The sequence below is a fragment of the Kitasatospora sp. NPDC058046 genome (assembly GCF_042885595.1).
Lineage (GTDB): Bacteria > Actinomycetota > Actinomycetes > Streptomycetales > Streptomycetaceae > Kitasatospora.
Window position 1 is genome coordinate 86,596 of sequence record NZ_JBHVRS010000015.1, and the last position, 26,213, is coordinate 112,808.

24 protein-coding genes are annotated in these 26,213 nt (G+C 73.5%); 6 read left to right on the forward strand and 18 right to left on the reverse strand.

Features of this window, described 5'->3' with window-relative positions; all coding sequences use genetic code 11:
* Positions 1–107 precede the first annotated feature (107 nt).
* From ACFVU7_RS27470 to ACFVU7_RS27480, 3 genes are all read right to left on the reverse strand, one after another.
* Positions 108–497 (reverse strand): SCO5389 family protein, encoded by a 390-nt coding sequence (locus tag ACFVU7_RS27470; RefSeq protein ID WP_049650243.1) that lies wholly within the window; start codon positions 495–497, stop codon positions 108–110.
* Positions 498–638: 141 nt separating this feature from the next.
* Positions 639–2,183, reverse strand: coding sequence for an MFS transporter (locus ACFVU7_RS27475; RefSeq protein ID WP_388047643.1), 1,545 nt, complete (start codon positions 2,181–2,183; stop codon positions 639–641).
* Between the two features lie 187 nt (positions 2,184–2,370).
* Positions 2,371–3,096, reverse strand: coding sequence for a TetR family transcriptional regulator (locus tag ACFVU7_RS27480; RefSeq protein WP_388047644.1), 726 nt, complete (start codon positions 3,094–3,096; stop codon positions 2,371–2,373).
* 81 nt (positions 3,097–3,177) lie between these two features.
* Between ACFVU7_RS27480 and ACFVU7_RS27485 the strand changes: the two genes are divergently transcribed.
* Both ACFVU7_RS27485 and ACFVU7_RS27490 read left to right on the forward strand, forming a co-directional pair.
* Positions 3,178–4,053, forward strand: a complete 876-nt coding sequence (locus tag ACFVU7_RS27485) for an SDR family NAD(P)-dependent oxidoreductase (protein ID WP_388047646.1) — start codon at positions 3,178–3,180, stop codon at positions 4,051–4,053.
* Between the two features lie 53 nt (positions 4,054–4,106).
* Positions 4,107–4,850 (forward strand): SDR family NAD(P)-dependent oxidoreductase, encoded by a 744-nt coding sequence (locus tag ACFVU7_RS27490; RefSeq protein WP_388047648.1) that lies wholly within the window; start codon positions 4,107–4,109, stop codon positions 4,848–4,850.
* 35 nt (positions 4,851–4,885) lie between these two features.
* Here the strand turns inward: ACFVU7_RS27490 and ACFVU7_RS27495 are convergent, their stop codons facing one another.
* Positions 4,886–5,353 (reverse strand): nuclear transport factor 2 family protein, encoded by a 468-nt coding sequence (locus tag ACFVU7_RS27495; RefSeq protein WP_049650238.1) that lies wholly within the window; start codon positions 5,351–5,353, stop codon positions 4,886–4,888.
* 99 nt (positions 5,354–5,452) lie between these two features.
* On the opposite strand from ACFVU7_RS27495, the gene ACFVU7_RS27500 reads away from it, so the two are divergent.
* From ACFVU7_RS27500 to ACFVU7_RS27515, 4 genes are all read left to right on the forward strand, one after another.
* The gene (locus ACFVU7_RS27500) at positions 5,453–5,662 is read left to right on the forward strand and encodes a hypothetical protein (RefSeq protein WP_388047651.1); all 210 of its coding nucleotides are present in this window, start codon (positions 5,453–5,455) and stop codon (positions 5,660–5,662) included.
* Positions 5,659–6,111, forward strand: coding sequence for a nuclear transport factor 2 family protein (locus tag ACFVU7_RS27505; RefSeq protein ID WP_049650237.1), 453 nt, complete (start codon positions 5,659–5,661; stop codon positions 6,109–6,111). Before ACFVU7_RS27500 ends, ACFVU7_RS27505 begins: the two co-directional genes overlap by 4 nt.
* Before the next feature lie 135 nt (positions 6,112–6,246).
* Entirely contained in the window at positions 6,247–6,909 is a 663-nt protein-coding gene (locus ACFVU7_RS27510) for an NADPH-dependent F420 reductase (RefSeq protein ID WP_388047818.1), read from the forward strand.
* A 165-nt stretch (positions 6,910–7,074) separates the two neighbouring features.
* On the forward strand, positions 7,075–8,358 hold the full coding sequence (locus tag ACFVU7_RS27515) for a HEAT repeat domain-containing protein (RefSeq protein ID WP_388047652.1): 1,284 nt from the start codon (positions 7,075–7,077) through the stop codon (positions 8,356–8,358).
* A gap of 65 nt (positions 8,359–8,423) precedes the next feature.
* Here the strand turns inward: ACFVU7_RS27515 and ACFVU7_RS27520 are convergent, their stop codons facing one another.
* The 14 genes from ACFVU7_RS27520 to ACFVU7_RS27585 form a co-directional block, all read right to left on the reverse strand.
* Complete coding sequence (locus ACFVU7_RS27520; RefSeq protein WP_388047654.1) at positions 8,424–10,274, reverse strand: FAD-dependent oxidoreductase; 1,851 nt, start codon at positions 10,272–10,274, stop codon at positions 8,424–8,426.
* Positions 10,275–10,410: 136 nt separating this feature from the next.
* The gene (locus tag ACFVU7_RS27525) at positions 10,411–11,535 is read right to left on the reverse strand and encodes a DUF5954 family protein (RefSeq protein ID WP_388047655.1); all 1,125 of its coding nucleotides are present in this window, start codon (positions 11,533–11,535) and stop codon (positions 10,411–10,413) included.
* 99 nt (positions 11,536–11,634) lie between these two features.
* Positions 11,635–12,675 carry a zinc-binding alcohol dehydrogenase family protein gene (locus ACFVU7_RS27530; RefSeq protein WP_388047657.1) on the reverse strand — a complete coding sequence of 347 codons (1,041 nt, stop codon included), beginning with the start codon at positions 12,673–12,675 and terminating at the stop codon, positions 11,635–11,637.
* 108 nt (positions 12,676–12,783) lie between these two features.
* The gene (locus ACFVU7_RS27535; protein WP_388047659.1) at positions 12,784–13,257 is read right to left on the reverse strand and encodes a nucleoside deaminase; all 474 of its coding nucleotides are present in this window, start codon (positions 13,255–13,257) and stop codon (positions 12,784–12,786) included.
* 177 nt (positions 13,258–13,434) lie between these two features.
* Positions 13,435–17,001, reverse strand: a complete 3,567-nt coding sequence (gene dnaE / locus ACFVU7_RS27540) for a DNA polymerase III subunit alpha (RefSeq protein ID WP_074003307.1) — start codon at positions 16,999–17,001, stop codon at positions 13,435–13,437.
* Between the two features lie 159 nt (positions 17,002–17,160).
* A complete protein-coding gene (locus ACFVU7_RS27545; protein ID WP_388047661.1) occupies positions 17,161–18,351 on the reverse strand; it encodes an MAB_1171c family putative transporter in 1,191 nt (396 codons plus the stop codon).
* Positions 18,344–18,889, reverse strand: a complete 546-nt coding sequence (locus tag ACFVU7_RS27550; RefSeq protein ID WP_181970381.1) for a hypothetical protein — start codon at positions 18,887–18,889, stop codon at positions 18,344–18,346. The genes ACFVU7_RS27545 and ACFVU7_RS27550 overlap by 8 nt, the downstream gene beginning before the upstream one ends.
* Positions 18,890–18,968: 79 nt before the next feature.
* On the reverse strand, positions 18,969–19,391 hold the full coding sequence (locus tag ACFVU7_RS27555; protein ID WP_049659008.1) for a hypothetical protein: 423 nt from the start codon (positions 19,389–19,391) through the stop codon (positions 18,969–18,971).
* Positions 19,392–19,594: 203 nt separating this feature from the next.
* Positions 19,595–19,789, reverse strand: coding sequence for a hypothetical protein (locus tag ACFVU7_RS27560; RefSeq protein ID WP_387828920.1), 195 nt, complete (start codon positions 19,787–19,789; stop codon positions 19,595–19,597).
* 22 nt (positions 19,790–19,811) lie between these two features.
* A complete protein-coding gene (locus ACFVU7_RS27565) occupies positions 19,812–20,003 on the reverse strand; it encodes a hypothetical protein (RefSeq protein ID WP_074003146.1) in 192 nt (63 codons plus the stop codon).
* Between the two features lie 48 nt (positions 20,004–20,051).
* On the reverse strand, positions 20,052–20,240 hold the full coding sequence (locus ACFVU7_RS27570) for a hypothetical protein (protein WP_074003145.1): 189 nt from the start codon (positions 20,238–20,240) through the stop codon (positions 20,052–20,054).
* A 40-nt stretch (positions 20,241–20,280) separates the two neighbouring features.
* Positions 20,281–20,472, reverse strand: a complete 192-nt coding sequence (locus ACFVU7_RS27575) for a hypothetical protein (protein WP_049659012.1) — start codon at positions 20,470–20,472, stop codon at positions 20,281–20,283.
* A 124-nt stretch (positions 20,473–20,596) separates the two neighbouring features.
* A complete protein-coding gene (locus tag ACFVU7_RS27580; RefSeq protein WP_117485623.1) occupies positions 20,597–22,825 on the reverse strand; it encodes a peptidase domain-containing ABC transporter in 2,229 nt (742 codons plus the stop codon).
* On the reverse strand, positions 22,822–26,184 hold the full coding sequence (locus ACFVU7_RS27585) for a type 2 lanthipeptide synthetase LanM family protein (RefSeq protein WP_388047663.1): 3,363 nt from the start codon (positions 26,182–26,184) through the stop codon (positions 22,822–22,824). Before ACFVU7_RS27585 ends, ACFVU7_RS27580 begins: the two co-directional genes overlap by 4 nt.
* Positions 26,185–26,213 lie beyond the last annotated feature (29 nt).

The window sequence follows — 26,213 nt, forward strand, 5'->3', positions numbered from 1 at the left end:
GACGCGCGATCCGGACACCGGCCCGCAACGGTGCGCAACACGGCGACACGTACGGCGGCGGCTCCCACCCTGTCGGGCCGGGTGGGAGCCGCCGCACCGGGGCGCCGTCAGCAGCTGCGCAGCTCCGGGCTCTGGTTGCGGATCTGGTTGTGCAGCGAGGTGAACTCGCGGTACGCCGCGCCGTCCTCGGTGCCGGGGCGGAAGGCGCCGACCCGGTGGCAGTTGACGAAGGCGAGCTTCACCCCGAAGTGGTTCTCCAGGCTGCCGCGGATCGCGTTGCTGGCGAGGGCGCGCAGCAGCTGGGCGCGCTGCTCGTCGCTGGGCGTGGTGTTGTCGGTGGTGAACTCCGCGTCGCCGGCCGCGAGTTCGGTACTGAGTCCGGCGACGACCTGGTAGGCGTACGGGAGCGAGGCGCGCACGGTGTCGAGGAACTCGGCCTCGTCGACGCGGCCCTGCTGGGCCTGGGCGAGGAGGGCGGGGGAGACGTCGAGCGACATGGGTGTCCTCTTTCGGGGGGTGCGTCGGGGTTTCGGGAACGGGTCGGGCTTCGACCCGTGGCGGGCAGGGGTCACCCGCAAACGGTTATCGAAGATGAAAACCATTACGGGGAAGACTCTCCCGGTCACCCTGACGCCCTGTCAAGCACCTCCCCCCGAAGGGCTGACGGCCGGCGGCACCGGCACCCGGCTGACCTTGATGACGAACACCGCGATCGCCACCGCCAGCGCGGCGAACACCAGGCCCAGCTGGAAGGCGCTGGCGATGCCGTGCACCAGCACCTGCGAGGAGTAGGGCTCCGGGAGCCGGCCGGTGGCCCGGAACTGGGCGGCCTGCTGCGGGGTGGCCTGCCGGAGGAAGGCCCCGGCCTGCTGCCGGGCCTCGGCGCGGCTGGCCGTGCCGTACACCGTGACCAGGATCGACAGGCCGAGCGAGCCGCCGACCTGCTGGGTGGTGTTGAGCATGCCGGTGGCGGCGCCGGTCTCGTGCGGGGCGACGTGGGAGACGACGGTGAGGGTGGCGGGGACGAAGATCGAGCCCATGCCGAAGCCGAACATCATGGTCGGTCCGAGGATGCCGCCGACGTAGCTGCTGTCGATGTCGATCTGCGTCGCCCAGGCGACCCCGCCCAGCACCAGGAGCGAGCCGGCGACGAGGAAGGGCTTGGGGCCGAAGCGCAGCTGGTTGCGGGCGGCGAACTGGGCGGCGCCGACGATGGCCACGCTGATCGGCAGGAACGCGAAGCCGGCCCGCAGCGGGCTGAAACCGAGGATCTCCTGGACGAACAGGGTGATGAAGAAGAAGATGCTGAACATCGTCGCGGCCACGCAGAGCAGCAGTCCGTACGCGCCCGAGCGGTTGCGGTCCCGTAGGAGGCGCAGGGGCATGATCGGCTGGCGTGCGCGCCGCTCGTTCGCCACGAACGCCGCGACCAGGACCACGGCGAGGCCGAAGGCGGTGAGCGTCACCGGGTCCGTCCAGCCGTGGTCGGAGGCGCGGATGAAGCCGTAGACCAGGGAGACCATGCCCGCGGTGGCGGTGAGGGCGCCGGGCAGGTCGAAGCGGCCGGGGTGGCGCTCGGACTCGTTGATGTAGAGCGGCGCCAGCAGGGCGATCGCGATGCCGATCGGCACATTGACGAAGAGCACCCAGCGCCAGGACAGCCAGGAGGTGAGCATGCCGCCGAGCAGCAGGCCGATCGCGCCACCGGCCCCGGCGACGGCGGAGTAGACCCCGAAGGCCCGGTTGCGTTCCTGGCCCTCCTTGAAGTTGGTGGCGATCAGCGCCAGCGCCGTGGGCGAGGCGATGGCCCCGCCCACGCCCTGCAGGGCCCGCGCCGCCAGCAGCCAGGCGGAGGACTGCGCGACGCCGCCGAGCAGCGAGGCCAGGCTGAACACCAGCACGCCGACGACGAACACCCGCCGCCGCCCGAGGATGTCGCCCGCCCGCCCGCCGAGCAGCAGCAGCCCGCCGAAGGTCAGGGTGTAGGCGTTGATGACCCAGGACAGGTCGGTGGTGCTGAACTTCAGCGCCTGCTGGATGTGCGGCAGCGCGATGTTCACGATCGTGATGTCCAGGACGACCATCAGCTGTGTCGCCGCGATGACGGTGAGTGCAATCCCCGGGTGCTGGCCCCGACGTGCGGTCGCGGGCGAAGCCTCGGCCAGGGCGCGCGAGGTGGCCATGGCGGTCCCCCAAAGGGTTCGGGGGTGAACGACGGGAAGGGGACGGATTCGTTCACCACTACCGACGGTATCCCCGGGGCATAGGGAACACAATCGTTCATTACGGACAGGCAGCCGCTTCCCGGTCACTCCGTGCACCGGTGCGAAGCCGGGGTGCGGTGGAGGCCGGGGTGGAGCGGTGCGGGGGTCAGGGCGTGTCGTGGGGCCATCCGTCCTCCGTGCGCCGGGTGGCGGCGACGGCGTAGCCGGTGAGCAGGGCGGTCAGGATGTCGGTGAGGCGGGGCTCGACGTCGACGACGGAGTGGGAGAGCTCGGGGTCGGTCTCGTAGAAGGCGCGCAGGCGGGTGCCGGGGGCGGCCATCTGCCACAGGGCGCCGGCCATCGAGGTGGCGGTGGTGACGACGCTGCGGGCCTGGTCGGCGCCGAGCGGGGCGACGGGGCCGAGGGCCGCGCCGACCGCGTCCACCTCGGCGATGGCGCGGACCTTGAACGCGCGGACCGTGTCGAGGGAGACGTTGCGCTCCAGGTTCAACGGGGTGTGCGCGAGCAGGTCGCAGAAGAGTGGGCGGGCCACCAGCGACTGCGCCAGGACGCCCGCGATCGCGAGGGCTCCGTGGGCCCATTCGGGGTCCGAGGCGGTCTCGCACGGGGTGAGGGCGGCGAGGCGGTCGCGGACCTCGGCCGACCAGTCCTGCCAGGCCTCGGCGGCGAGCCGCAGGAAGATGTCCTCCCGCGTCTCGAAGTAGCGCAGCATCGCGGACTTGTGCATGCCGACCTCGTCGGCGATGGCGGTCACGGTCACCTCGCGGACGCCGTTGGCGGTGGCCAGGCGGGCGGCGGCGGCGAGGATCGCGTCCTCGCGGGCGCGCTTGGCCTCGGGGGTGCGGGCGCGCTGGAAGTCGGAGTCGGTCACGCCGTCGAGTCTAGCGAAACGTGGTTGCGGTAATAACAATCCGGCGTTGCGTTATTAGCGCAACGGTGTTTCACTAAATCCATGAGCACCCACACCGACACCCGCACCTGGTTCATCACCGGCTCCTCGCGCGGCTTCGGCCGCTCCCTGGCCTCGGCCGCCCTGGCGGCCGGTGACCGGGTCGTCGCCACCGCCCGCAAGCCCGAGCAGCTCGACGACCTGGTCGCCCGCTACGGCGACCGCGTCCTGCCCGTCGCCCTGGACGTCACCGACCCGGACGCGGTCCAGGCCGCCTTCGCCGCAGCCCGTACGGCCTTCGGCTCCGTCGACGTCGTGGTCAACAACGCCGGGTACGCCAACCTCGCCCCGGTCGAGACCGCCGACGAGGAGGACTTCCGCCGCCAGTTCGACACCAATTTCTGGGGCGTCTACCACGTCTCCAAGGCCGCGATCCCGCTGCTGAAGGAACAGGGCGGCGGCATCGTGATCCAGTTCTCCTCCGTCGGCGGGCGCGTCGGCGCCACCCCGGGGCTCGGCTCCTACCAGGCGGCGAAGTTCGCCGTGGACGGCTTCACCCGCGTCCTGGCGGCCGAGACCGCGCCGCTGGGCATCCGCTACCTCGTCGTCGAGCCCGGCGGGTTCGCCACCGACTGGGCCGGGGCCTCGATGGAGGTCGACGACGTACCCGCCGACTACCGCGCCACCGTCGGCGCCCTCGCCGACCTCCTGCGCGGCGGCGGGGCGGCCGTGGGCGACCCCGACCGCGCGGCGCAGATCCTCGTCCGGCTCGTCCACGCCGACCGGCTGCCCACCCACCTGCTCCTGGGCGCCGGCGCCGCGGACATGGCGCTGGACTACTCCCGCGGCCAGCTCGCCGAGGCCACCGCCTGGCAGGCCGTCTCCGCGTCCGCCGACACCGGCGCCGCCTACCCCGTCGACCTGCCGGCCAACGGCTGAGACGCCCGCCGCGAAGTCCCGAAGTCCCAAGGTCCCGAAGGGAGAACCCGGACATGCGACCGTTCCACGGCAAGGCCGCACTGGTCACCGGCGCGGGCTCGGGCATGGGCCGCGCCACCGCGCTCCTGCTGGCGCGGCGCGGCGCCGCCGTCACCGTCGTCGGCCGCCGCGAGCACCGGCTCGCCGAGGTGGTCGCCGAGATCACCGCCGCGGGCGGGCGGGCCCTCGCCGTCCCCGGCGACGTCAGCCGCCCCGAGGACAACGAGCGGGCGGTCGCCCGTACGGTCGAGGCGTTCGGCGCGCTGCACTACGCCGTCAACAACGCCGGGGTCTCCGGCGACTTCACCCCGCTGCCCGACATGACCCCCGAGCAGTGGCGGCGCACCGTCGACATCGACCTCAACAGCCTCTTCTACGGCATCAAGTACGAGATCCCGGCGATCCTCGCCTCGGGCGGCGGCGCGATCGTCAACGTCTCCAGCGTGTTCGCCGACCGCGGCGGCCCCACCGCCGAGTACTCCAGCGCCAAGCACGGCATCCGCGGCCTGACCCGCACCGCCGCGATCCAGTTCGGCGGCCAGGGGGTGCGCGTCAATGAACTCCAACCCGGCGTCATCGACACCGAGATGACCCGGGCCAACCCCGAGGACACCAGGCGGGTCGCCGGGACCGGAATCCCCATGGGCCGGGTCGGCACCGGGCGCGAGATCGCCACCGCCATCGCGTTCCTGCTGTCGGACGACGCCGCCTACGTCAACGGCAGCCACCTCGCCGTCGACGGCGGATTCCTCGCCTGACGGGACGAGGCCCGCCGCGCCCCGGCCTGCCTGCTTCAGGGGGTGCTGGGGCGGGTCTCGGTCCAGTCGACCATCAGCCGTCGTTCGGCGAAGAACCACTCCCCGTCGCGCTTGACGAACCGGTCCAGGTAGCGGATCGAGGCGATCATGATCGACCGCTCGGCGTCCGTGCCGTAGGAGACGTGGTGGGCCAGGCAGTAGCTCTCGCCGCTCGCCCGGTCGCCGTCCAGGACCACGGTGCTCTGCCCGTTGAAGTGGGTGGTGGCCCGGTAGGTGTTCAGGTTGTCGAAGACCGGGGCCAGGGCGTCGCGGCCGCGCAGTTCCTGGGTCGGTTCGGCCGCGGTGGCGTCCATGAAGACCAGGAAACGGGTGTCCTCCGTGAACAGGGCCATCTGCCCCTCGGCGTCACGGCGGTCGGCGCAGTGCGCGTAGGCGTCGACGAGCTCCCGGATGGCCAGCCGGTCCGCGGCCTCCCGGGGCGGGATCGGATCGTGGGGCGACACGGTGACTCCCTCCGGACGGGTGCGACACCTGAATCAGAGCACCGGAGGCCGGGCTCCTCAACCGCGCCCCGTCCGCCACGAGGACACCGACCAGGAGACGTGGTCGACGGCGCGGTCGCCGCCGGTATCCCCGCCGACTACGCTCTGGTGCTGCGCCGGCTCACCGGCGTCGGCATCGCCGCCATCGCCGTCATCGCCGGCAACGGCGCTAGGCCCACCGGCGACACCGGGAAGGGCACCGGCCGGCCACGACCGTCCGCGAGTTCGCCGAGCGCCACGCCCGGTACGTGGACCCTGGAGGAGAAGTGAGCAGGACCGTCGACGACGACACCCCCCTGGTCGGGGCGAACAGCCCGTTCTTCCGCATCGTCAAGGAGGGGCTGGACGGCCTGGTCGACGGGGAGGACTACTACGACCTGCTGGCCGAGGACGTGGTCTTCGAGTTCGTGATCACCGTGCCGGGATACCCCAGGCGCGTCGAGGGACGCCAGGCGATCGTCGACCTGTACAGCGACTACGGCGACTACGTGACGCTGCACGGCGCGGACAACCTCCGCGTCCACCGCGACCCCGAGACCTCGGTGGTCGTCCTGGAGTACGAGGTCCACGGCACCTCGGTCCACACCGGGCGGCCCTACGACAACCGCTTCGTCTCCGTCGTGACCGTCAGGGACCGCAAGGTGGCGCACTGGCGCGACTACCTCGACCCCACCGCCGTGTTCGACGCCCAGGGCTGGCCGCACAGCGGCCGCGCGTAGGAGCCATCGGACCCGCGTCCTCGCCGGGAACCCCACCACCCTCGACCGGGTGGCGTCTCAGGCATTCGGGCTACTGCCCGACAACCTCCGGGGCATCCGAGGAACACCTGACCCCTACATTCGCGGAGAGGAAGGCTGAGGAACATGACCACCGCAATCGTGGGCGTGGGCAACATCGGCGGCGCGGTCGCCCGGCACCTGGTCGCCGGAGGAGAGCACGTCGTCCTGACGGGGAAGAGCGCGTCGCGGGCCCAGGAGCTGGCGGACGAGCTCGGACCGCTCGCGCACACCGCCACCGTCCGGGACGCCGTCGCCGAGGCCGACACCGTCGTGTTCGCCGTCTGGCTCGACACCATCAAGGAGCTGATCCCGCAGGTTTCGCCGCTGCTCGTGGGCAAGGTCGTGGTCGACCCGTCGAACCCGATCGCCTTCGACGACCAGGGCCGGATGGTGCGGTCCCTGCCCGACGGGCAGTCGGCGGGCTCCGTCGTCGCCGCGCTCCTGCCCGGGGGCGCCCACTACGTCAAGGCGTTCGGCACCCTCGCCGCCGAGGCGCTCGCCGCGAGCGCGAACCGCACCCCGCAGCGGGCCGCGCTGCTCTACGCCACCGACGACGAGCACGCCGCGGCGGCCGCCGAGCGGCTGATCCGCACGGCCGGATTCGACCCGGTCAGGGCCGGCGGCCTGGCCGACGCCGGACGCATCGAGGCCCCCGGCGGGGACCTGCACCAGTCCGGCCTCGACGGCGAAGTGATCGGCGCGGACCAGGCCCGAGCGGCGATCACGGCGGACCGTTGAACGACCGGCCGTGACAGACTGTCCCGCCAGGGGCGGCGACATCGTCGGCCTGTCCGTCACCCTGGCTCCGGCCCGGGGCGTGTGGAAGCTCTTGGCCGACCACGCCCCTGCGGGCCTGCTGCTGTTCTGACGGCCGGCGATCGAGAGTAACGGGGGCTTAGGGGTATGGGCGAGGATCCACTCATCGCGGCGGTGCGGAGAGGGGACGAGAACGCGGTCAGGATGCTCCTGGAGGACGGGGCGGATCCCAATGCCGTCGACGAGCAGGGAACCCCTGCACTCTGCCTGGCCATCGCCGCGTTCGACTCGTTGGCAGCCGACTGTCTGGTGGAGGGCGGCGCGGATGTGGACCGTCGGTTGCCCGACGGGACCACCCCGCGGCTGCGGGCCGTCGACAGCGGCTCCGTCGGTCTTGCCCACGGCCTGCTCGGCGAGGCGGCGCTGCTCGGTGAGGACACTCGCGCGGAACTGTTGGCACGTGCCCGGCAGTGGCACGAGACGGGCGCGGTCGGCATGCTGCGGGAACGGACCGGCTCCTCGGGTCCGGTCGAGTGGGTCCGGGTCCGGGACAGGGAATGGTCCACCGACTACCACGAGATCCGACTCGGCGAAACGACCGTCCGCGACGGCCACACAGGAATCCTCACTCTCCTCGAGAAGCATCTCGGACTCCGCTTGGGAGTCGACGAGTTGGCCGGCCGCGCGTGCGCCCTCGCGTACCCCGACCGGGAGCACGCCGTCTGGGGGGAGATCATCAGCACGCTTGCCGAGAGGCAGGACGACGAGACGTGGGAGGCCGCGGTGGCACTGCGGTCCCACCCCGATCCCCTGCGCCGCCGCTTCGGTGCGGAGCTCCTGACATCCCTCTTCCTCGGTGACCCCATGTCCGCCGACCCGAGCCCGTTCGACCAGCGCACGCTGGAGTTCCTCCTCGACTGGGCGGCGGAGGGGGACCACGCGGACGTCCTGGCCGAGGTCTTGGTCGGCCTGAGCCACCACGAGGACCCGAGGATCGAGCCCCTCGGCCTGTCCTTTCTCGCGCACCCCGCCTCGAAGGTGCGCGCCCGAGTGCCCGCGACCCTGGAGCACACGGTCCCGGACCGTTCGGGGCGGTGGACCTACGCGTCCGAGGGGCTGGATGCCATGCGAGTACTGGCTCGGGACAACGACGCCGCTGTTCGCCGACTTGTCGCCCATCAGCTCGCGGAGAGCGGGGAACCGGCGAGCGCGGTCGGCGAGGTCCTCGCCGAACTGCTCGACGACGAGGACCAGGTGACCCGCATCTGGGCCGTCCTCGGACTCGCCGAACGGGACGATCCGCGCTGCGTCGACGGCGCCGCCCGGGTCGGGACCGTCGACGAGTACGAGGCCTGGTCCTGGATACTCGGCGCGCCCTCGCGGTACGAGCAGCGCCGGAAAGAGTTGGAGGCGCCGGCCACCGCTGGGTAGGGAACGCCCGCGCGGGACCTGTTGGATCGCCGCCGCTCCATACCCTTGTGTCCGGGCGGGCCGGGTCAGCCGAGGTCGAAGGTGTTCGGCAGGCCGAGGCGGTAGCGGGCCTCGTCGACCAGCTTGAGGGGCTCCAGCTCCGGGGGACGGAAGAGCAGCTGGATCCGGCAGCGTTCGGCGGGCGAACCGTCGGCGTCCAGGAGGGCGTTGACGGCGCGGCGCGCGGACTCGTTGGCGCCCTCCATGGTGGCCAGGTCGACGTCGGTGCGGACGTAGTCGCCGGCCAGGAAGAAGTTGCCGACGGCGGTGGCGGCGGAGGGCCGGTGGTAGAGCGTGCCGGCGGGGTGGACCAGGAGTTGCTCGCGGTTGGCCGGGGCCGGCCCGCCCAGGCCGGTGACGGCCGGGTCGAGGAACCACGAGTGCACGTCCGCGTCCGCCGGCCAACCGGCGCCCGGCCGGTCGAGGGCCCGCCGGCACTGCGCCCAGACCTCGCGGGCGACCTCCTCGCGGGTGCACTCCTTGGCCGTCCTGCCGTAGAGGACGCCGGGACGGTCCCACTCCGAGACGCAGACCGAGAGGCAGTCGCGCACCGTGCCGTCGCCGTAGGCGGCCGCGAAGTCGCGGTCCCAGAACTGCGCCTGGTTGACCGTGGTGAGCGACCAGGGGGAGTCCAGGCAGATGGCGTGGCCGTGCACCAGCCGCAGCGGGCGGCGCAGGTAGAACTGGATGCCCGTCATCCAGTCGGTGCCGATCGCGTCGCAGCGCGCCAGTTGGGGATCGGCGGCGCGCAGGCGCGGACCCCAGGTGGTGCGGGCGTGCTCGACCGGCAGCGCGCTGAGGTAGTAGTCGGCCCGCACCGTCTCGGGGGCGCCGCCGCCGGCCGGTGCCACCAGGACCCCGGTGATCCGGCCCTCGCCGTACAGCACCTCCCGGACCTCGGTGCCGGTCCGGAACTCGACGCCCAGTGCGGAGAGGTGGGCCGCCCACGGGTCGATCCAGGCCTCACTGGTGGGGCCGTTGAGCACCCGGTCGAGCTGTCCGTCGACGCCGCGCCCGAGCAGCCCGTTCAGCAGGAAGGCCTCGATGATGGTGCGGGCCACCGTACGGGTGCTGGCCTGCTCGGCCCGGGTCGCCACCAGGTCCCGGGACACGCCGACCCCGAGGAGGCGCTGGTAGTCGTGGGACATCCGCCCGGCCCTGATGAAGTCCCACCACGGCACCCGTTCCCACTGCTGCTCGCGGCGCAGGTCGCAGCTGGTCAGGTGGACCAGGACCCGGTCCACGAAGTAGGCCAGCTCGTCGGCGGGCAGGTGCAGCACCTCGTCCAGCGCGCCGGTCAGGGTCCGCCGCAGGGCGTCTGGGGCGAGGTCGCCCAGGTCGAGCGGGCGGCGGGTGAGGGTCCGGAACGGGAGCAGCAGGCCCGGGCGCGGGGCGTCGAAGGCCAGCAGCGCCTGGGTGGCGTCGCGCAGGTTGTCGTGGACGCCGCCGGGGTTGCCCGGGTAGGGGATGCGGCGCAGGGTGTCCGGCAGGTTGCGGTAGAAGCCGGGGAAGAACCGGAAGCCGTGCTCGCCCGGCAGCGCTCGGCGTCCACCGCGCGCGCCGCCCGGCACGTCCATGCTCCGGGCCTTGCCGCCGAGCGCGGCGTAGTACTCGTACACCGTCACCCGGTAGCCGCGCTCGGCCAGTTCGTGTGCCGCGCTCAGCCCGGACACCCCGCCGCCGAGGACCGCCACGGTCCGCCCGGCGCCGCCGCGGGCACCGGTGCCCGCGCCACGCGGGAGCGGGGCGGCGCCGGCGGCGGGACCGACGGCCAGCGCCCCGCCCAACGCGGCGGCGCGGGTGAGGAACTGGCGTCGGGTCCGCCCGCTCACCGCGTCCTCGTGCGAACCGTCCTGTGAACCCTCGGCCAACCCCATGCTGCGCGCACCTCCGGCTCCTTGGTCACCCCGAGCGGTTGGGATGACCCCCCGGTGTGCAACGAGCGGGGCCGGTGCCGGTCACCCGTCACGGACCACGGTGGTGGAGGGGTGTTCGACGGGGTGGGGCCCGCCCCTACGCCCCGTCGTCCTCGAAGCGCGGGAGCGGGGTGCCGCGCCGGGCCATCTCGGCCTCGAAGAGGCGCTGGAACTCCCGCGCGGACTCGTCGAGGACGATCGGCTCGTCATCGTCCTCGTCGGGGACGATGCCCTGCGCTCGCAGCTTCTGGTCCATCACCAGGATCGGGTCCTCGGGGTCGTGGTCGGAAGGGCGGGGCCCCTCGGGTCCGTCCGGGCCGAAGCGGACGGCGCGCTCCACCCGGATGATCCGCAGGAGCCGGTCCTCGACGGTGAGTTCGAAGCCCTGCTCGGCTTCGAGCCGGTCCGCCGCCTCTGCGTAGTGGGCCCGTTGCCGGTCGCTCAGCCGGCGCTCGACCGGCTCGGTCACGCGCAGCCGCATCGACAGGATGTCCCGGGCGCGGAAGGGGGTGGGGGCGTCCATGACGCCGACCGGACGCCACCGGCCGTCGACCCGTTCCGCGACGCCGAAGGCGGCCGGCAGCAGCACCACACCCGGGTGGGTGGTGCTGGAACGCAGCGCGTCCCGGCGGACCTCGGGCGGGAAGTCGCGTGCGGTGGGCACCAGTTGGATGAGGTCGGTCTTGAGGATGCCGGTGGAGAGCCCGGTCGGCAGGGCGGGGTCCATGACGAAGCCGGCGGCCGGGTCCAGGGCTTCGGCGAGCGGGCGCTTGCGGTGGTCGTCGGGGTCGGTGGAGCGCGGCGGCTCCGGGCCGTCCGGACCGCTGCGGATGTACCGCTCGGCCCGCACCACGCGGTAGCGGACGTCCAGTTCGACCTCGTCGAGCTTCTCCCACTCCAGCCGCCCGGCCACGGCCAGGTACCGCTGCTGCGCCGCGGTGTCGCCGGCCTGCTCCGCCCGGCCGGCCTGCTCGCGGCAGACCATGCCCAGGTCGTCGCGGGCCGACTGCGGATAGACCTCGGCCATCGAGGTGCGCAGGGCCCAGCCGCCCGTGGGCAGTTCACGGGCGACGCCGAAGGCCCTGCTCCCGGCCGACAGGATCTGCGGATAGCTGTCGCGGGCCGTCCACGCCTCGACGTCCGCCATCCCCGCCACCGGCTCGGTGGGGGCGGCCATCCTGATGGAGAGGTAACCGGGGACATCGTCAGGGAAGTTCACCATGCGCACATGATGCAACCGGTCGGCCACCGAGCGCAGTCAAACGGCCCCTCCTGTCACTCCGAAGGGGCGGGTCACCGCCGTGCCGCTCCGGGTGGCGCGCTACTCGGGTACGAGCACCGCGACGCCCGTCACCCGGTCCGCGGCGAGGTCGGCGAGCGCCGCGTCCGCCCGGCGCAGGGGGTAGCGGCTGAGGTGGACCACCGGGCGGGCGCGGGCCGCCTCCGCCAGGAAGGCCAGGCCGTCGGCCCGGGTGTTGGCGGTGACGCTGCGCAGCGTGCGCTCCTGGAAGAGGTGCCGCTGGTAGTCCAGCGACGGGATGTCGGTGAGGTGGATGCCGGCCACGGCGAGCGTGCCGCCGCGGTCCAGCGCGGTGAGGGCGGCGGGTACGAGGCCGCCGACCGGGGCGAAGAGGACGGCCGCGTCCAGCGGCTGCGGGGGCGGGTCGTAGGAGTCGCCGGCGAAGGCGGCGCCGAGTTCCAGTGCCAGCCGTCGGGCCGCCTCGGAGCGGGTGAACACGGCCACCCGGGCGCCCCGGGCGAGGGCGATCTGGGCGGTCAGGTGCGCGGACGCGCCGAAGCCGTAGATGCCGAGCAGCCCGCCCGTCGGCAGTTCGGCCCGTTCCAGGGCCCGGTAGCCGATGATCCCGGCGCACAGCAGCGGGGCGAGTTCCTCGGCGGGCGGGCCCTCGGGCAGCCGGTAGGCGTAGCGGGCGTCCGCGGTGACGTGCCCGGCGTAGCCGCCGTGCCGGTCCCAGCCGGTGTAGCGGGAGTCGGGGCAGAGGTTCTCGCGCCCGCTGCGGCAGTACCCGCAGCCGCCGCAGGTCCGGGCCAGCCAGGCCACCCCGGCCCGGTCCCCGACGGTGAACTCCTCGACCTCGGACCCGGCCGCCAGCACGTGCCCGACCACCTCGTGCCCGGGTGTGCGCCTCGCCGTCCTGGGGGAGAGGTCCCCCTCCGCGAGGTGGAGGTCGGTGCGGCACACCCCGCAGGCCTCCACCTCGACCAGGATCTCCTGCGGCCCGGGCGGGTCGAGCGGTCGGCGCTCCCAGACCAGCGGGCCCGGGCCCGGCCCGCCGACCGGCCCGGGGCGGTCCACCACCCAGGCTCCGGTCTCCGTCGGTAGGGGTTCCCTCGTGGTCATCGCGGCCTCCTGCCGGTCCGCCGGGCACGCGGACCGCCCGGTGTCACGCTCCGTACCTACCCACGGTGCCCCGCGCCCGCCCCGCCAGGCCGCGCACGGCGTGGCCGGTCAGCCCCAGTACCCGGTGTGGACGGCGGAGGCCTCGTCGAACAGGTGCGGGCCGGAGGCCTCGACGGTGTTGCCGCCGGCCGCGAAGACCAGGCGGCAGGGCAGGTCGAGCACCGGTTCGTCCGGGTCCGCTCCCGCGATGGCGTTCAGTTCGGTGGCGGCGAGCGCGTAGACCACCCGCCGGATGCCGCTCCAGTAGATCGCGCCGGCGCACATCGCGCACGGCTCGGTGCTGGTGTACAGGACGGTCTCGGTGAGCTGGTGCGGGGCGAGGGTGCGGCAGGCCGCCCGGACCAGGTTGGTCTCCGCGTGGGCGGTGACGTCGTGGTCGGTCAGCACGGTGTTCTCGGCCGTTAGCAGGACGCCGCCGGACGCGTCGGTCAGCAGTGCGCCGAAGGGGTGGTTGCCGTGGGCGCGGGCGGAGGCCGCGAGTTCGATGGCCGCGAGCAGGTGGGTGCGGGTGTGGTCGGGCATCGGCGTACTCCTCGGGCGTGGAGCGGCTGGGGCGGGGCGGGCGGGAGGCCGACGAGTCGGCCCGGCCGTCCGCCCACCTCCATGGCACCACCGAACCCGGTCCCCGGCAGGGGCCGGACAGCCGACCGGCCCGGCCCGCTGCGAGGAACGGAACGGACCGGGCCGGGCACGGCAGCATCAGGACCGGACGGCCGCCCCCGCCCAGGAGCGGTTGCCGAGGAGGGTCTTGACGTCCGAGGCGAGCCCGTTGTCCGGGTTCACCCGGAACCCGAGCTCGTAGAGGGTGTCCTTGTCCCAGTTGGTGGTGCGCAGCCGGACCGGGACGTCGCCGGGGTGGTTCTGGAGGGCGAGCTTGAGCTCGGCGACCACCTGGGGGTTGATCCGGGCGGCCGGGACGGTGATCTGGACGGGCGGCTTGGTGCCGAGTTCGGCGGAGGAGACGTCGAGGGTGGTGATCTCCTGGCCGAAGACGCTCAGTGACCCGTCGCGCTCGTTGAGCCGGCCGCGGATCGAGATCACGTTGTCCTCGATCATCTGCTCGGCCATGAGGTTGTAGGTCGCCGGGAAGAACAGCACCTCGACCGAGCCGTCGCGGTCGGCGAGGGTGATGATCGCCCACGCGTTGCCGGCCTTGTTGATCCGCCGGTCGACGCCGGTGATCAGCCCGGAGAGCCGGACCTCGCCCTCGGACCGGCCGGAGTCGAGGAGCTGGGCGATCGAGCTGTCGCGGTTCTGGGAGAGGATGTGCTCGGCGCCGTCCAGCGGGTGGCTGGAGACGTAGAGGCCGAGCATCTCGCGTTCCAGGGCGAGGAGTTGGCGTCGCGGCCACTCGTTCTCGGTGAGCTGGAAGTCGAGTCCGATGCCGGGCCCGCCGCCCTCGCCGGCGTCGAGGGCGCCGAACAGGTCGTCCTGTCCGATGGCCTGCTGCTTCTTCAGCCCGGTGACGGCGTCGATCGCGTTCTCGTGCACGCTGCTGAGCGAGAGCCGGGTGTGGCCGAGCGAGTCGAAGGCGCCCGCCTTGACCAGGGAGTCGACGGTGCGCTTGTTGCACACCACCAGTTCGACCTTGTCCAGGAAGTCGGCGAAGGAGGTGTACTTGCCCTTCTCCTCGCGGGTGCCGACCAGGGACTCGATGACGGGCACGCCGACGTTGCGCACCGCCTTGAGGCCGAACCGGACGTCGCTGCCGACGGCGGTGAAGTCGACCACCGACTCGTTGACGTCGGGGGAGAGGATCTTGATGCCCATCTGCCGGCACTCGGCCAGGTAGATCGCCATCTTGTCCTTGTCGTCGGCGACGGAGGTGAGCAGGGCGGCCATGTACTCGGCGGGGTAGTTGGCCTTGAGGTAGGCGGTCTGGTAGGAGACCAGGCCGTACGCGGCGGAGTGCGATTTGTTGAACGCGTAGCCGGCGAACGGGACCAGGACGTCCCAGACCGCCTGGATGGCCTCGTCGGAGTAGCCGCGCTCCTTGCAGCCGGCGTGGAAGGGGACGAACTCCTTCTCCAGGACCTCCTTCTTCTTCTTGCCCATCGCGCGGCGGAGCAGGTCTGCCTGTCCGAGCGAGTAGCCGGCCAGCACCTGGGCGGCTCGCTGCACCTGCTCCTGGTAGACGATCAGGCCGTAGGTGGGGCCGAGGACGTCCTTGAGCGGTTCCTCCAGCTCGGGGTGGATCGGGATGATCTCCTGCTGGGCGTTCTTGCGCAGGGCGTAGTTGGTGTGCGAGTTCATGCCCATCGGGCCGGGCCGGTACAGCGCGGAGACGGCGGAGATGTCGGCGAACTCGGTGGGCTTCATCAGCTTGAGCAGGGCGCGCATGGGGCCGCCGTCGAGCTGGAACACGCCGAGGGTGTCGCCTCGGGCCAGCAGCTGGTACGTGGTGGGGTCGTCGATCGGGATCTTCTCGATGTCGACGTCGACGCCCCGGTTGGCCTTCACGATCTTGATGCAGTGGTCGATGATGCCCAGGTTCCGCAGACCCAGGAAGTCCATCTTGATCAGGCCCATGGCTTCGCACGACGGGTAGTCGAAGCCGGTGATGATCACGCCGTCCTTGTCCCGCATGTGCAGCGGGATCAGTTCGAGCAGCGGGGTGGAGGAGAGGATGACGGCGGCGGCGTGCACACCGGTGCCGCGGATCAGGCCCTCGATGCCCCGCCCGGTGTCGATGATCTTCTTGACGTCGGGCTCGTTGTCGTAGAGCGCCCGGATCTCGGTGCCCTCGTTGTACCGCGGGTGCTTGTCGTTGAACAGGTCGGCCAGCGGCACGCCCTTGCCCATGACGTCCGGCGGCATCGCCTTGGTGATCCGGTCGCCCATGGCGAAGGGGTAGCCCAGGATGCGGTTGGCGTCCTTGACGGCGGCCTTGGCCTTGATCGTGCCGAAGGTGTTGACCTGGGCGGTGTAGGCGGAGCCGTACTTGTCGGTGACGTAGCGCACCATCTGGTCGCGCTGGCGGTCGTCGAAGTCGATGTCGACGTCCGGGGGGTTGATGCGCTCGGGGTTGAGGAACCGCTCGAACAGCAGGTCGTGCTCCAGCGGGTCCAGCTGGGTGATGCCGGTCAGATAGGCAACCATCGAGCCGGCCGCCGAACCACGGCCCGGGCCGACCGGGATGCCGTTGTCCCGGCCGTACTGGCAGATGTCGGCGACCACGAGGAAGTAGGCGTCGAACCCCATCGGGGTGATCACGCCCATCTCCAGCTCGACCCGGTCCAGCACCTCCTGGCTGGGGTTGTCGCCGTAGCGGTGCTGGAGGCCGGCGGCGATCTTCTGGCGCAGGAAGGAGGCCTGGGTCTCGCCCTCGGGGACGTCGAACTGCGGCATCCGGTCGACGTAGGTGAAGACCTCCTCGTACGACTCCACCCGCTCGGCGATCGCCAGGGTGTTGTCGCAGGCCTCCGGCAGCTCGCGGAAGAGCTCGCGCATCTCCTCGGCGGTCTTGACGTAGTAGCCGCTGCCGTTGAACTTGAAGCGGTTCGGGTCGTCCTTGTTCTTGCCCACGCCGACGCAGAGCAGGCTGTCGTGGGCGTCGGCCTGGTCGGCGGTGACGTAGTGCGAGTCGTTGGTGGCCAGCAGCGGGATGTTCAGCTGCTTGGCCAGGCGCAGCAGGTCCTCGCGGACGTCCTGCTCGATGGAGAGCCCGTGGTCCATCAGCTCCAGGAAGTAGTTCTCCTTGCCGAAGATGTCCTGGTAGGCGCCGGCCGCCTTGACGGCCTCCTCGTACTGGCCGAGGCGCAGCCGGGTCTGGACCTCGCCGGAGGGGCAGCCGGTGGTGGCGATGATGCCGGTCGCGTTGGCGGCGATCAGCTCGCGGTCCATGCGGGGCTTCATGTAGTAGCCCTCCATCGACGCGAGCGAGGAGAGCTTGAAGAGGTTCCGCAGGCCGGTGGCGTTCTGCGCCCACATGGTCATGTGGGTGTAGCGGCCGCCGCCGGAGACGTCCTTGCCGCCCTCGCCGTCGGAGCCGGTGGGGCGCTGGCCGCCGGGGGACCAGAACACCTGCTTCTTCAGGAAGCGCGAGGCCGGTGCGACGTACGCCTCGATGCCGATGATCGGCTTCACCCCGGTCTTGGCGGCCGCGTGGAAGAACTCGTACGCGCCGAACATGTTGCCGTGGTCGCTCATCGCGATGGCGGGCATGCCCTGTCTCTCCGCCTCGGCGAACAGCTTGCCGTTCTTGGCGGCGCCGTCCAGCATCGAGTACTCGGTGTGGACGTGCAGGTGCGCGAAGCTGTCGGACACGGCGCTGTGCTCCTGGGACGGGACGCGGACGGGGAAGCGGTCCACCCTATCCGGTCCGCGACGCCGACGCGCAGCCCCGCGGGCCCGCCGCCGCGATCTTGACGGGGCCCTGTCGCTTCCTTGACGGGATCATGGCCAGTGCGGCCGACCCCGCTCCGGTCAGCCGGCCGTGCGGCCGACGGGCAGCGGCGGCATGGTCCGCAGGGCTTGGGCGACCTGGGTCAGCCAGCGGGTCTCGGCCTCGATGCCGGCGCTGGGCGGCAGGGACGGCTCGGCCTGCGGCGGGTCGGCGGCCTCGGCGGGCGTGTCTGCCTGGGCGCGGGCGCGGACCAGGGCGGCGGCGATCCGGGCGGCCTCGGCCCGCGCGGCGGCGTCGGTGGCCCGGGCGCCGCCGCCCCGCGGCTGCTCCGGCCCCGCCGGGGGCGTCTCGCCGGTGCGGTAGCGGCGGAGGATCAGCAGCCCGTCCCGGATCTCGATGACCCGGCGGTAGAGCGCGAGCTCGGCGTCGGCGAAGGGCAGCGGGCCGGCGGCGAGGGCGATCTGCGGGAAGACCGCGTGCAGCGCCCGCCACAGCGGGCCGAGCGACCGGTAGCTGCGGTACGCGGCCCGCCAGCGCCGGGCGGCGCGGCCGGCGCGCGCCCACAGCAGGGTGGTCGCACCGGCCAGCAGCAGCACCGCGCACAGCCGCCCGAGCGCCAGCGAGACGGGGTCCTCGGTGCTCTGCTGGCGGCCCGAGCGCAGCGCGCCGAGGACGTCGTCCACCCCCCACGCAGTCCAGAGCAGCCCGACGGCGGCGGTGAGCGTGATCAGGACGAGGGCCGTGCGCAGGGCCGCGGTGTCGGCCTGGCGCGTCCAGGACAACGTCTGGCGCAGCAGGGTGACCAGGCAGCCGACCACGTAGCCGACGCTGACCAGGTCGTAGCCGGCCAGCGCTGCCGGTCCGGCGCCGCCGGTGGCCACCAACTGGCCGTCGACCTCCGTGATCCGGGCGAGCAGGAACAGGACCGTCGCCACGAGGACCGCGAGGGCGACGCCGGCTTGGCGGCGGCGCAGGGCCCGGGCGTCGGCGGCGGGGCGGCGCAGCGAGACGGCGGCCAGGGCGAGGAAGCCTGCGGAGCCCATCTTGAGGTGGTCGGTGAGCATCCAGGACAGGCCCGCCAGGCCGGTCCCGTGGTCGATGTCCGCCCCCGTCCGGCCGGCCATCAGCGCCAGGGAGGCGCCGAAGCACCAGGCGAAGCAGCAGGTGTAGCGCAGGGCCGGCGTGGTGCCGCGGTGCCGGCCGGCGAAGAACCGGTACGTGCTCAGCCCGAGCAGGAAGACCGCGGCGCAGGCGAGGACGGGGTCAGTCATGCGGGCCCGTCGGGCGGCGCCGGCCCAGCAGCGGGGAGAGCCGCTGCGCCCACTCGGCGTCGCGGGACTGGGCGTTGGCCGCCCGGCCGCCGGGCAGCAGGGCGCGTTTGAGGATCAGCGAGGCGAGCAACTCGGCCTCCCGCTCCTGGGGTTCGAGGTAGACGGTGCGGCCCAGGACCTTCCCGACCAGGGTCGGGGACAGGTGCGGCAGCAGGCCGCGGGTGAGCCCGGGGTCGGGCGAGGGGCCGTCGGCGTGGCCCAGCAGGAGGTGGGCGTACTCGTGCACCAGGATGTGCTGGCGGTGCACCTCGCTGGTGTCCTCGGCGTACACGATGTAGTCGGCCTGGCCGGTCGTCACCAGCAGCCCGCAGGGCGCCCCGGGCCGTGCGGGCACGGCGATCAGGTCGATCGGACGGCCGCGGGCGCGGGCGAGGCGGGCGACGAGCTCGGCGGCGTCGAACGGGTCGGGCAGGTCCAGTGATTCGCTGATCGCGCGACATCGCCGCATCAGTCCGCCGTGGCGTCGGATCCATCGCAACGCGCGCCTCCCCAGTCCGCCGGGGCCGACGTGGCCGGTCAGCCGTTGCGGGTGTCCCCTCGGCGGCACCACGTCGTGCTCACGGGGAGGGCTTCCCCCTGGCAGCCTCCCGGCGAGCGATAGTCTCGATCACATCGGAGACGGTGTCCAGGGCTTCGGGCGAGAGTTCCACCGCCCGCAGCGCCATGTTCCGTACGCCGGCGTCCCGCAGCGCCTCCAGCAGGGCGAGTTCGGCGACGATCTCCTCGGAGCGGTCGTCGAAGAAGTAGGCGGGGGAGACGTGGAAGAACCCGGCCAGCGCCTCCAGATGGCGCTTGGTCGGGTTGTCGCGCTTGCCGGTGCGCAGCTGCCACAGGTAGGTGGCCGAGAAGGTCTCGCCGGTGGCCTCGCGACAGGCGCGCGCCACGTCCTCGTTGCTGTACTGCTCCCGGTTGGGGCGCCGGACCGTGCGAAACAGTGTCTCGATCTTCTCGGCGAGCGTGCTCGCCCCGGGTTCCGCCATCTCCGCCTCCTGCGCCGCCACTGCCGGTCCCGGCGGCACTGGAACGCGGGGCCGGCCACCGGGTAACCATCGTAGCTTCGGGCGTCGCCCCGGCGTCGGGCGGTGCCGTCCCCGGGGGACGAACGCGGGTCCGGCCCTCGGGGGAGGGCCGGACCCGACGCCCGGTGCGGGATGGTGCAGGGTGGTGCGAGGTGGTGCGCGGGTCAGCAGCAGCCGTAGCTGAAGCTGCCGCAGGTGCCGCACCAGCTCTGGTCGGTGCTGCTGCAGACGTCGTTGTTGGTGAAGGGCTCCTCACCGCCGCTGAGGGCGGTCAGGTCCGGCTCGCCCAGCGGGTGGCCGGGGGCGGTGCGGGCCGTCTCGGGGTCCTTCCAGGACCGGACGGTCTCCTCGTCGCTCATGGTCCGACTCCCTCCGGGCCGCTCAGCAGCAGCCGAAGCTGAAGCTGCCGCAGGTGCCGCACCCGGTCTGGTTGGTGGTGCAGATGTCGTAGACGGTGATCTGCTCCTCGCCGCCGCTGAGGGCGGTGAGGTCGGGCTCGCCGACCGGGTGGCCGGGGGCGGTGCGGGCCGTCTCGGGGTCCTTCCAGGACCGGACGATGTCCTCGTTGCTCATGGTTCGACTCCTTCGGGGTCGTTCGGCAGGGTCGTTCGGCAGGGTCGTTCAGCAGCAGCCGAAGGTGAAGCCGCCACAGGTGCCGCAGGCGGTCTGGCCGGTGCACATCTCGAAGACGGTCACCGGCTCCTCGCCGCCGCTGAGGGCGGTGAGGTCGGGCTCGCCCAGCGGGTGGCCGGGCGTGGTGCGGGCCGTCTCGGGGTCCTTCCAGGACCGGACGGTCTCCTCGTCGCTCATGGTTCGGCTCCTTCCGCTCCGGGTCGGGGGGTACGGGCCGTCAGCAGTGGGTGCCGGTGGCCCAGGTGGGGCAGCAGCCGCCGGTGCCGAGGGCCTCGCTGCCGCCCTCCTCGTCGGACAGGCCGCCGACGAACAGGCCGAGGTCGACCTCGCCGGACGGGTGGGCGGGGGCGACGGCGCGGGCCGCGTCCTCGGGGTCCTTCCACGCACGGGCGGTGCTGTTGTCGCTCATGGCGTTCCTGCCTCTCGGTGGTGGTTCCTCGACCGGACGGCCGGGCGGCCGACCGGGGTTCATGGGGACGGGCGTCGAGCGGCCCGTCGGAAAGGTGGCCCGTCGGAACGGTGGCCCGTCGGCCTCAGCGGCTCGCGGCGGGGCGCACGTCGGTGTCGGCCGCGCCGAACAGCAGGCGGTACGCGCCCTCCTGCTCGATCAGCTCGTCGTGGCGGCCGCGTTGGACGATCCGGCCGTGTTCGAGGACGAGGATCTGGTCGGCGTTGCGCACGGCGTTCAGCCGGTGGGAGACGACGATCCGGGTGACGGCCAGCTCCGCGAGCGCGCCGTCGACATGGCGTTCGGTCTGCGGGTCGAGGTGGCTGGTCGCCTCGTCGAGCAGCAGCAGCCGCGGCCGGTGCACCAGGGCCCGGGCCAGGGCGACCCGTTGGCGCTGGCCGGCCGAGAGCGCCGAGCCGCTCTCGCCGACGGGCGTGTCGTACCCCATCGGCAGGGCCAGCACGTCCTCGTGCAGCCCGGCGATCCGCGCGGCCCGGATCACCTCGGCGTCCTCGGCGTCGGGCCGCCCGAGGGTCAGGTTGTCCCGGATGCTGCCGCCGAACAGGCTCAGCTCCTGGAGGACGGCGCCGCAGTGGGCGCGCAGGTCGGCGAGGTCGAGCCGGTCGATCGGCACGCCGTCGTGGCGCACCGTCCCCTCGTCGGGCGGGAGCAGCCCGAGCAGCAGCAGGGCCAGGGTGCTCTTGCCGGACCCGGTGCGGCCGACGATGCCGAGCTTGCCGCCGGCGGGGACGGACAGGTCGATCCCACTGAGGGCCGGCGGCCCGGACGCCTGGTAGCGGAAGGTCAGCGCGCGGACGTCCACCGAGGTCGCCTTCCGGGTGGTGAGCCGCAGCCGGCCGCCGGTCTCCGCCGGGGCGTCCAGGACGTCGAAGAGGCGTTCCACCTGGGCGTTGACGGTGAGGTAGAGCTGACCGGTGGTCGACAGGGTCTCCAGCGGCGCCAGGACGGACAGCACCAGGCTGTTCGCGGCCAGCATGGTGCCCAGCGTGGAGCGGCCGGTCATGACCATCCAGGCGCCGACGCCCAGCATGAGCAGCGGCCCGAGCGAGGTCATCGCCCGCTGCGCCCCGGAGAGCCCGGCGGTGGCGCGTCCGCGCCGCAGCATCGCGCCCTGGTAGCGGGTGAACAGCCCCTGCCAGTGCTCCACGGCGCGGCTCTCCACGCCGTTCGCCTTGAGCGGCAGGATCGCCTCCAGCGCCTCGACCAGGTAGCTCTGCTCCTCCGCCTTGGCGACCAGCTCCAGTTGGGCGAGGTTGCGCAGCCGGCGGTGGGCGTGGACCACCAGGAGCAGCTGGAGCAGGAACAGCGGGGCGACGGCCAGCAGGTAGAGGGGCTGCAGCAGCACGACGGCGACCAGGTAGCCGACCAGCAGGACGCCGTCCAGGGCCACGGTCATCAGCTGCTGGGTCAGGGTCTCCCGGGTGCTGGAGACGCTGGAGGTGCGCATCAGCAGGTCGCCGCGGCCCCGTTCGAGGAAGAACCGCAGCGGCAGCCGGAAGAGGTGTTCGACGAAGGAGCGGGTGAGCACCAGGTCGCCGCGCCGGCGCAGGGCGAGCAGCGCCAGTGCGCGCAGGGCGGTCAGCAGTCCGGTCAGCAGGGCGATGCCGACGGCGGACAGGGCCAGCAGGACGGGCAGGTCGGTGCGGTGCTGCGGGAGGAGCGAGTCCACCACGGTGCGGGTGAGCAACGGGACGGCCAGGCCCAGCAGTTGCAGCAGTCCGGTGACCAGGGCGGTCAGGGCGAGCAGGGAGCGGCCGCCCGGGGCGGCCAGGAAGCGCCGCAGGTAGCGGACCATCGGGCGGTCGCGCAGCGGGGTGTGCCGCTCCTCGAAGGACTCGCCCGGCTCCAGGGCGACCGTCACGCCGCCGTACAGGCCGTCGAAGTCCTGCCGCGAGATCTGGCGGCGCCCGCCGGCCGGGTCGACCAGGCGGACCGACCGGCGGTCGACCCGCTCCAGGACGACGAAGTGGTGGGTCCGCAGGTAGGCGATGACCGGGCCGCGCAGCGGCTGCTCCAGTGCGGCGGGGCCGCGGTCGACGCGGACGGTCAGCCCGGCCTGCCGCGCCGCGTCGACGAGCACGGCCGCCGAGGCGCCGTCGCGTCCCGCGCCGAGCAGCGGGCGGCAGTCGGCCACCGTGGAGTCCCGTCCGTAGTGGCTGAGCACCATGGCGAGGCAGGCGGCGGCGCACTCGGTCCGGGTGAACTGCAGCCGCTGGGGCACCCGGTGGGCGCGCCGCCGGGAGCGCTCCCGGGCGGGGGCGGCCGGCCGGGCGGGGTCGGTCGCGGCGCTCACGGGGCCTCCTGCGGGGCGAGCAGCAGCACGGGGGCGACGCGCTCGGGCGCGGCGATCCGCAGCAGTCCGTGGCCGATGCCGGCCAGGCCGGTCATCAGGCCGGGCGTGACGATCCCGCCCGGGGTGCCGCAGACCGGGCCGCGCTCCTCGATCGCGGCCAGCAGGGCGTCGCGGGTCCGGGAGTGGTCGTCCCGGGCCCGGGCCACCCCGGCGCGGGCGGCCGCGGCGAACAGCTCCAGGTTGCCCAGGGTGCCGTGGCAGAGGCTGTCGTCGCCGATCTGGCCGGCGTCGGCGGTGGACCGCACGGCGCGCAGCAGCGCCCGGTCGCTCGACGGGGTGCGGACCCCGGCGGGCAGGTCGGCCCGGAGCAGTCCGATGCCGGGGGCGCCGTGGCACCAGGCGTGCACGGCCGCGAAGGTGCCCGGGGGAGGCGTGGCCCGCCAGGGCCGGGGGGCCTGCTCCCGGTAGTCCGGCCAGTTGTCGATCTCGGGGTCGTAGCCGGCCTCCTCGTAGGCGAGCGCGGCCCGGCCGGTGCGCAGCGCGGCAGCGTCCCCGGTGCGGGCGGCGTGCCGCAGCAGCGCCCAGCCGATCCCGCCGGCGCCGTGGGACATGCCGAGCAGCGGCCGTGCGGCGGGCATCGCGGTGCGCCAGGCGACGGTGCCGCCGGGGTGCGCCTCGGCCTTCTCCACCAGCAGCCGCGCGCAGCGCCGGGCGCAGTCGTGCGCGGCGGCGCCGTACCGGTGCGCCAGGGCCTCGGCCACGGCGAGGCAGCCGGCCGCCCCGCCGATCAGGTCGAGCTGCCGGTCGTCGTCCAGGGCGCCGGCCGCCGCGGTGAACAGGCCCGGTACGGGCTCCGCCAGGGCGGGGTCGTCGAGCAGCACGGCGGCGCAGTCGAGCGCGTACGCGGTGCCCGCGAGGCCGCCGAACGCCCCCCAGGAGCGGTTCGGCGTGTGGCGCAGCACGTGGGCCAGGTGCTCCGGGAACGGTGCCAGGATCCGCCGCGCCCACCGCGCGTAGCGCTCCTCCCCGGTGACGGCGGCGAGCTGGGCGAAGAACAGCGCCGTCCCGGGGTAGCCGCCGTACAGGTCGTCCCGCAGGGCGGTGACCCGCCACTGGTCCCGGCTCAGGTCGAGGCCGAGCCAGCCGGCCCGCCCGCCGTCGCGGCGCGCGTCGGCCAGCAGCCGGTCGGCGACGGACCGGGCGAGGCGCAGGGCGCGTCCGCCGGGGGAGCGGTCCGGGCCGGTGGCGGGCCCGGCCGGGCGCGGGCCGGTGCCCGCGGGTGCGGCACCGCCGGCTCCCCCGGTGGTGGCCCGGGCGGCGAAGGCGGCCCGGATGATCCAGTCCTGGGTGGCCAGGTCGTGCTCGTCCATGGCGGCGACGATCCGCCGGGCCCGGTCGAGCCCCGACTCGGGCAGCGCCCGCGGCAGCGACCGGCCGCGGTGGGTGCGCAGGTCGCGGGAGCCGACGACGGAGCGGAACAGCGGGACGTCGCCGCTCCAGAGGTCCTCGGCTTCGAGCCGCAGCAGCGGCCGCTGGGCGGGGTTCCCGGCGGACTGGGCGAAGATCAGCCCGAGTACCCGGTCGCGGTCGAGCGCGTCACGGGTGACGTCCGGGTGGGTGCTCTCGCCCAGCAGGTGGGCGTAGACCCGGGTGGCGCGGACGATGGTGCGGCAGGTGTCCTCGCGGAACCGCTCCAGCGGGCCGTCCGGTGCGAGCAGCGCCTCGCGGTGGGCGGCGATGGCGCGGTAGCCGGCCTCGAACCCCGCCCGCAGGGACGCCAGGTGGTCGGCCGGGTCGACGTCGCGGTCGTCCAGGCGCGGCCGGTTCGCGCTGCCCTCGAAGGCGCGCTGCACCCGGGTCAGGCGCATCTCGTCGGTGCCGTCGCCCTCCCAGGTGGGCGACTTGAAGGGCATCACGGCGCCCTTGTCGGCGCCCATCCCGCCGACGTCCAGCACCGCGCCGCCGTCGCCTACCAGCACCGAGGGCAGCAGGCCCACCCGCTGCACCGAGTGGGCGAGCAGGTGCTGCGCCGGGTCGTCGTCGATCAGCGGGCTGCCGGTCAGGTGGGGCACGCCGACGTGGAACAGGGACTCCAGGTCGACCGCGACCGGGTGCTCCCCGACGGCGATCACGTTCTCGAAGTGGAAGTCGGTGGCGGCGGTCGCGTAGAGCAGGGCCAGCAGCGCCCCGAGGCGGTGGTAGAACCGCTCGGCGGCCGCGTGGTCGGCGCACGGCGCCGGTTCCACGTACTCGATCCAGCCGTACCCGCCCCGGTCCCACACCGCCACGGTGCCCGGGCCGGGGCCCGGCAGGACGGTGTCGTACCAGTCGACCAGGGCGTTGAAGTGTTCGTGGACGGCCAGCGGCCGGGGTTTGTACACCAGCCGGGCGCCGGAGGAGAAGGTCAGCAGGGCGACCGAGCGGCCCGCCTCGTGGCCGTCGCCGCGGCCCGTGCGCACCTCGGTCAGTTCGCCGGGGTCGCGTCCGGCGAAGAGCCGCTCGACCAGTGCGGGCCGGTCGGCAGTGAAGCGGTCGAGGAACTCCCGGTGCGCGTGGACGGCGTTCCGGGTGGCGCACGCCAGCAGCCGGGCCAGGACGGCGTACTCGTCCAGCAGCGCGGCCAGCCGCTCGGGCTCTCGCTGCCAGGCGATGAAGGCGTGGAAGCGCTCCTGCGGGGTGTCGCCGATCAACTGGCCGGACAGCCGGGCCACATGGAGTTCGAGGACGAGGGTGCGGCCGAGGACGGACACCAGCTGGTCCCGCAGGCCGGCGGTGAGCGAGCGCCGGACGGCCGCGAGGACGGCGGCGGAGGGCTCGGTGGCGTCCGCGGTGCGGGCGGGTGCCTCCAGCAGGCGGAGGGCCTCGGCGAGGAAGGGTTCGACGACGGCCGCGAAGTCGGCGAAGCCGTGCCGGTGCGTTCCGTCGTGCCCCTCGTCGTGTTCCGTGGTGTCTTCCCCGTCGGGCGCCGGGGGCAGCCGTGGTGCGCGGGCGACGACATCCTCGACGAACCGGGCCCAGGCCGGTTTGACGGTGCGCGCGGCCAGGCTGTCGGGGTGTTCGGCGAGCAGCCGGCGCAGCAGGGGCGGGTCGATGCCGAGCGCGCGGGCCTGGGCTTCGGCGGTGTCCGGCGCGTGGTCGGTGAACGCCGAGCGCCAGCGGGCCAGTCGGCGGTCGGCGCGCCAGCCGAGGCTGCCCTCCGCCGGGTTGTCGGCGACCGGGGCGGGCGGGTCGCCCTCGCCGCTCAGACGTTCGGCCAGCCACAGGCCGCGGGCCCACCAACTCCCGGTCAGGGGTGCGCGGTTGACGCGTGACCAGGGCGGGGCGGCGGCCGCGGCATCGGGCGGGGTGTTCGAGGGCATGCTGGACTCCTGGGGCGCGGAGGACGGGC

Coding starts and splice junctions, on each gene's coding strand:
- ACFVU7_RS27575 (WP_049659012.1), bottom strand. CDS start 20,472: ATGAGCGACAACAGCACCGCCCGTGCGTGGAAGGACCCCGAGGACGCG.
- ACFVU7_RS27530 (WP_388047657.1), bottom strand. CDS start 12,675: ATGACCACGAGGGAACCCCTACCGACGGAGACCGGAGCCTGGGTGGTG.
- ACFVU7_RS27475 (WP_388047643.1), bottom strand. CDS start 2,183: ATGGCCACCTCGCGCGCCCTGGCCGAGGCTTCGCCCGCGACCGCACGT.
- ACFVU7_RS27520 (WP_388047654.1), bottom strand. CDS start 10,274: ATGGGGTTGGCCGAGGGTTCACAGGACGGTTCGCACGAGGACGCGGTG.
- ACFVU7_RS27560 (WP_387828920.1), bottom strand. CDS start 19,789: ATGAGCGACGAGGAGACCGTCCGGTCCTGGAAGGACCCCGAGACGGCC.
- ACFVU7_RS27535 (WP_388047659.1), bottom strand. CDS start 13,257: ATGCCCGACCACACCCGCACCCACCTGCTCGCGGCCATCGAACTCGCG.
- ACFVU7_RS27555 (WP_049659008.1), bottom strand. CDS start 19,391: ATGGCGGAACCCGGGGCGAGCACGCTCGCCGAGAAGATCGAGACACTG.
- ACFVU7_RS27525 (WP_388047655.1), bottom strand. CDS start 11,535: ATGGTGAACTTCCCTGACGATGTCCCCGGTTACCTCTCCATCAGGATG.
- ACFVU7_RS27585 (WP_388047663.1), bottom strand. CDS start 26,184: ATGCCCTCGAACACCCCGCCCGATGCCGCGGCCGCCGCCCCGCCCTGG.
- ACFVU7_RS27515 (WP_388047652.1), top strand. CDS start 7,075: ATGGGCGAGGATCCACTCATCGCGGCGGTGCGGAGAGGGGACGAGAAC.
- ACFVU7_RS27490 (WP_388047648.1), top strand. CDS start 4,107: ATGCGACCGTTCCACGGCAAGGCCGCACTGGTCACCGGCGCGGGCTCG.
- ACFVU7_RS27565 (WP_074003146.1), bottom strand. CDS start 20,003: ATGAGCAACGAGGACATCGTCCGGTCCTGGAAGGACCCCGAGACGGCC.
- ACFVU7_RS27485 (WP_388047646.1), top strand. CDS start 3,178: ATGAGCACCCACACCGACACCCGCACCTGGTTCATCACCGGCTCCTCG.
- ACFVU7_RS27570 (WP_074003145.1), bottom strand. CDS start 20,240: ATGAGCGACGAGGAGACCGTCCGGTCCTGGAAGGACCCCGAGACGGCC.
- ACFVU7_RS27470 (WP_049650243.1), bottom strand. CDS start 497: ATGTCGCTCGACGTCTCCCCCGCCCTCCTCGCCCAGGCCCAGCAGGGC.
- ACFVU7_RS27545 (WP_388047661.1), bottom strand. CDS start 18,351: ATGACTGACCCCGTCCTCGCCTGCGCCGCGGTCTTCCTGCTCGGGCTG.